Raw genomic sequence first — 4,278 nt, 5'->3', positions numbered from 1 at the left:
TCACGCCGGTGTAGACGAGGTCCAGCGCCGCCAGATGGGCCTGCACACAGTCGCGCCCCACCGAGTAGTCGTCCCACGTGCGGTCGTTGACGATCGCCCCCGGCGTGCCCTGCGGAGACGCCCCCAGGGCGGCGATGCGCTCGGCGACCTCGTCGGCGTAGCCCCGCACCGCCTCCACCTGCGGGTCGATCATCTCGTGCACCCCGATGAAGTTGGGGCCCACCACGTTCCAGTGAATGTGTTTGAGCGTCAGATGCAGATCGTTGTAGGTGCTCAGCTTCTTCTGCAGCAGTTCGGCGAGCCGCGCCCCCTGCTTGTCGGTCAGTCCCGGAATGGTGAACTGTGTCATTCGATTTCTCCCCTGCGTTCGCACACGGTCACGTTCCCCGACGGGTACCCGACCCGGCCCGCGGGTAATCCCGGCGCATCACAGTCCGCTGATGTGCTGCACCGGCAGCCGCGCCCCGCGGCGCGGTTCGCGGGCCAGCCCGCTGGCATACAGCAGTTGGACCACCCGATGGCGGTGGGGCCGCATCGGCTCCAGCAACTCGTGCATCGCCGCGTCGTCGATCGGGCGGCCCAGCAGCGTCCAGCCGATCATCTTCGACACGTGGTAGTCGCCCACCGACAGCGCATCGGCGTCACCGAACACCCGCTGTGCGGTCTCGGCCGCGGTCCACACCCCGACGCCCGGCAGCGAGGTGAGCGCCGCACGCGCCTGCGCCGCCGGGCGCGACGCCAGACGTTCCAGCGAGTCGGCCCGGCGTGCGCACGACACCACCGTCTGCGCGCGCCGGGGGTCGACGTTGGCGCGGTGGAACTCCCACGACGGGATGCCGCGCCAGATCTCGGCCGGGGGCGGGACCCGCATGCCGGGCGGCGCCGGACCCGGGGCCGGCGTGCCGAACCGCGACACCAGCAGACGCCACGACCGGAACGCGTCGGCGCCGGGGACCCGCTGCTCGATGACGGCCGGGATCAAGGCCTCCAGGACCTGACCGGTGCGGCCCAGGCGCAGGTGCGGGACCCGTCGGTGCGCGGCCGCGACCGTCGGGTCGCTCGGCACGAAGTCCGAGGCGTCGTCGTCGGCGCCCAGCATCGCGGGCAGCATCTCGACGAACTGCGGCGCCCCGGCGCCCCACGCCACGCAGTGCACCGAGTTCGGCGACGATCGCACGATCCGGGCGGCGACGGGGCCGGCGGGCAGCAGGCAGGCCCGCCACACGGTGCCGTCGCCCATGACCTGGAAGCACGGGTCGCCGGGACCTCGCCGCAGCGGGGCCAGGGTGGTCGTGAAGTCGAGCGGCCCCGGGAACGCGACGGTGCGCTCGCTTCGCACGTGTTTCCTCCGATCCCGGCGACGCCGGCTCGATTGACCGTCGAGCGTCCCCAGGACACTATTGCGATGTGACGACGCCGTTCGACGATCCGCAGGGCGAACTGGCCTGGATGTTCTTCCAGAGCACCAGCGAAGGCGGCGATCTGGACGAGGGCTTCTCGCTGCTGAGCGACGACTTCACCTACTGGACCCTGTATACCCGCACGTCCTGCGACAAAGAGACGTTCCGGCGGGCGATCGAACGGCGCAAACGCGACCTCGAGGTCACCGTCGACCTGGTGCGCTGCGTCAACGAGGGCGACACGGTGGTGGTGGAGGCGCAGGCCACCGGCACCACCACCGACGGCATCGCCTACGACAGTCCGTTCGTGTGCATTGTGGACACCCGCGAGGGGCTGATCGTCTCGATGCGCCTCTACAGCGACACCCGCGCGCAGGCCGCGGCGATGCCGGGGTGGGTCCCCTACTGAGCGGACACGCTGATGTCGGCCTTGTCGGGGTAGAACGCGACATGTCCGGCGATGGCCGCGACGGCGGGGTAGGGCTTTTCGTAGGTCCAGATCACGTCGACGACGGTGTCCCCGGGGCCGGTGCTCACGCTGTAGTAGCCGGCCTCCCCCTTGAAGGGGCAGTAGGTACTGGTGTCAGTGCGGATCAGCTTTTCGGTGACCACGTCGTCCATCGGAATGTAATGCACGACAGGCAAACTGGCCTCGCGCAGCTGCAGCGCCGCGGTGGTGTCCGCGATCAGCTCGCCGTTGACGCGCACCTGCACCCGCCCCGGGGTGGGCTCGATCGTGATCGGGTGCCCGGCGCTGGGCTCCTTGATTTCGGGGTGGCTCATGGTCGTTACCTCCTTGCGAGTGTGCGTGGTGCACGGCCCCCACCGAGCCTAGGCGCGACTAGTCGTGCGGGGCGATGGTGCTCTGGTTCTTCGGCGTGCGCATCGCCGCCCAGAACCGCGCGGCCTCCCGGATCGACTCCTCGACCGGGCGCGGCTGCCAACCCAGTTCGCGCTTCGCCTTGCTGCTGTCGACAGGGGCCTCGGCGCGCATCATGCGCACCGAGGCGAGGCTGAGCTCGGCGTCCTTGCCGCTGAGCCGGGCCCGCAAGCTGCCCAGCGCGGCCATCGCGTAGAGCACGGGCACCGAGACCGAGCGCCGCGGCGGCGGCACCCCGGCCTCGTCGGCGGCGATCCGCACGACGTCGTCGAGCGCGATCATCTTCTCCGAGACCAGGTAGCGCTCGCCGATGCGACCGCGTCCGGCGGCCAGGATCATTGCCGCGGCGGCGTCGTCGACGCCGACGACCTCGAGCGAGATGCCGTTCATCAGGAAGGGCAGCTTGCCGAACACCGCGCCCGCGATGAACGCGCCGTGCGGGGTGCGGCCCCAGTCGCCGCTGCCGTAGGTCGTCGAGACGCACATCGCCACCGCGGGCAGCCCGGCCTCGGCGACATAGTTCATCACCAGGTCCTCGGCCTGCACGCGGGACTGGACGTAGGGCGTCAGCCCCCGCGCGGCGATCACGTCGTCCTCGGTGGCCACGTGCCCGTGGCGCCGGCCCACCGTTGCGTAGGTGCTGGTGAAGACGAACCTGCGCAGGTCGGCTGTGGCAGCGACGTCGAGGACGTTGCGCAGTCCTTCGACGTTGGTATGGAACAGCGGTGAGGGGTCGCGCAGCCACGCGCGGGTGTCGACGACGCAGTGGTAGACGTCGTCGACGCCGTCCATGGCCTGCTGCAGCGTCGCGGTGTCGAACACGTCGCCGTGAAAGCGGGAGAGCTCGAGGTCGTCGATGGCGCGGGTGTTGGCGTTCGGGCGCACCATCGCCCGGACATCGTTGCCCTCGGCGACGAGCAGGCGGGTGACATGGGAGCCCAGGAAGCCGTTGGCGCCGATCACCAGCTTCGGTTTGGCGCTCACCGGCGGTCCCCGTTCTGCCGCATCCAGCGCGCGGCGTCCTCGTCGAGGGTGCCCAGGGCCTGCGCCTTGCGGCACCACGTCATGCCGGCCTTCAGGAAGCGCAGCGGGTTGTAGATGTCTTCCTGACGGCACCATTGGCCGTCGCCGGCGTAGGTGACGATGGAGATGTTGGTGGCGCTGATGACGGTCCCGTCGCCGGGGTCGCGCATCGGGTTGTCCAGCTCGCAGATGACCCGGCCCGTGGACTCGTCGACGACCGACCACAGCGAGGGGAACGCGACCATGTGGCTGCCCGGGAACGTGGTCATCGTCCGCTGGATCCAGGTGCGGACCTCGTCGCGGCCGCGCATGGTGCCCATCGCGTGCTCGATGTAGTCCACGTCGGGGGTGTACTGCTCGACCCAGGCGTCCCAGTCCCGCGTCTCGGCGGCCCGGGCGACCCTCGCCTCGAACTTGTCGAAGGCGGCCGAGAGCTCGGCCCGGGAGAATTCACGCGTGGTCACGAGGGCTTCTTCGCGCCGTTGCACGTCATCGCCGGAGTGTAACCTGGGCAAGGTTATCGGTTCCCGAGGAGCGCAAGCCCAAGGAGGACAAGCTATGACGACCGAGAAGGCCATCCTCGCCGGCGGCTGCTTCTGGGGCATGCAGGACCTGATCCGCAAGCAGCCCGGCGTCGTCTCCAGCCGCGTCGGTTACACCGGCGGCGACGTCGCCAACGCCACCTACCGCAACCACGGCACCCACGCCGAGGCGATCGAGATCGTCTACGACGCCGCCGTCACCGACTACCGCACCATCCTGGAGTTCTTCTTCCAGATCCACGACCCCACAACGACGAACCGCCAGGGCAACGACCTGGGCCCCAGCTACCGCTCGGCCATCTTCTACCTCGACGACGAGCAGCAGCGGATCGCGCAGGAGACCATCGCCGACGTCGACGCCTCGGGCCTGTGGCCGGGCAAGGTCGTCACCGAGGTCAGCCCGGCCGGCGACTTCTGGGAGGCCGAGCCCGAG

General features: G+C 70.0%; 7 protein-coding genes. 2 read left to right on the top strand and 5 right to left on the bottom strand.

Annotated elements, in window-relative coordinates; all coding sequences use genetic code 11:
* Together AC2VOK_RS06465 and AC2VOK_RS06460 are read right to left on the bottom strand one after the other, a co-directional pair.
* On the bottom strand, nucleotides 1-349 hold a 349-nt coding region (locus tag AC2VOK_RS06465; protein WP_428899744.1), incomplete at its 3' end, for a Dps family protein.
* Between the two features lie 78 nt (nucleotides 350-427).
* The gene (locus tag AC2VOK_RS06460) at nucleotides 428-1,339 is read right to left on the bottom strand and encodes a DNA-3-methyladenine glycosylase family protein (RefSeq protein ID WP_428899743.1); all 912 of its coding nucleotides are present in this window, start codon (nucleotides 1,337-1,339) and stop codon (nucleotides 428-430) included.
* A 68-nt stretch (nucleotides 1,340-1,407) separates the two neighbouring features.
* Between AC2VOK_RS06460 and AC2VOK_RS06455 the strand changes: the two genes are divergently transcribed.
* The gene (locus tag AC2VOK_RS06455; protein WP_428899742.1) at nucleotides 1,408-1,809 is read left to right on the top strand and encodes a nuclear transport factor 2 family protein; all 402 of its coding nucleotides are present in this window, start codon (nucleotides 1,408-1,410) and stop codon (nucleotides 1,807-1,809) included.
* Here the strand turns inward: AC2VOK_RS06455 and AC2VOK_RS06450 are convergent.
* Genes AC2VOK_RS06450 through AC2VOK_RS06440 form a run of 3 tightly spaced genes read right to left on the bottom strand, consistent with a single transcriptional unit; the run spans nucleotide 1,803 to nucleotide 3,767 of the window.
* On the bottom strand, nucleotides 1,803-2,183 hold the full coding sequence (locus AC2VOK_RS06450) for a DUF427 domain-containing protein (RefSeq protein ID WP_428899741.1): 381 nt from the start codon (nucleotides 2,181-2,183) through the stop codon (nucleotides 1,803-1,805). The genes AC2VOK_RS06455 and AC2VOK_RS06450 overlap by 7 nt on opposite strands.
* Before the next feature lie 58 nt (nucleotides 2,184-2,241).
* Nucleotides 2,242-3,264 (bottom strand): NAD-dependent epimerase/dehydratase family protein, encoded by a 1,023-nt coding sequence (locus tag AC2VOK_RS06445; protein ID WP_428899740.1) that lies wholly within the window; start codon nucleotides 3,262-3,264, stop codon nucleotides 2,242-2,244.
* On the bottom strand, nucleotides 3,261-3,767 hold the full coding sequence (locus tag AC2VOK_RS06440) for a nuclear transport factor 2 family protein (RefSeq protein WP_428899739.1): 507 nt from the start codon (nucleotides 3,765-3,767) through the stop codon (nucleotides 3,261-3,263). The genes AC2VOK_RS06445 and AC2VOK_RS06440 overlap by 4 nt, the downstream gene beginning before the upstream one ends.
* Nucleotides 3,768-3,861: 94 nt before the next feature.
* On the opposite strand from AC2VOK_RS06440, the gene msrA reads away from it, so the two are divergent.
* Nucleotides 3,862-4,278, top strand: a 417-nt coding sequence (msrA, locus tag AC2VOK_RS06435; RefSeq protein WP_428899738.1) for a peptide-methionine (S)-S-oxide reductase MsrA, incomplete at its 3' end; no start/stop codon positions are given.

The organism is Mycobacterium sp. TH-M116, from assembly GCF_057473685.1.
Note: the sequence above shows the minus strand (reverse complement) of the source record. Positions and strands in the feature narration are given on the sequence as shown.

What these genes read in the sequence shown, in the direction of transcription:
- AC2VOK_RS06450 (WP_428899741.1), bottom strand. Translation starts at nt 2,183, where the DNA reads ATGAGCCACCCCGAAATCAAGGAGCCCAGCGCCGGGCACCCGATCACG.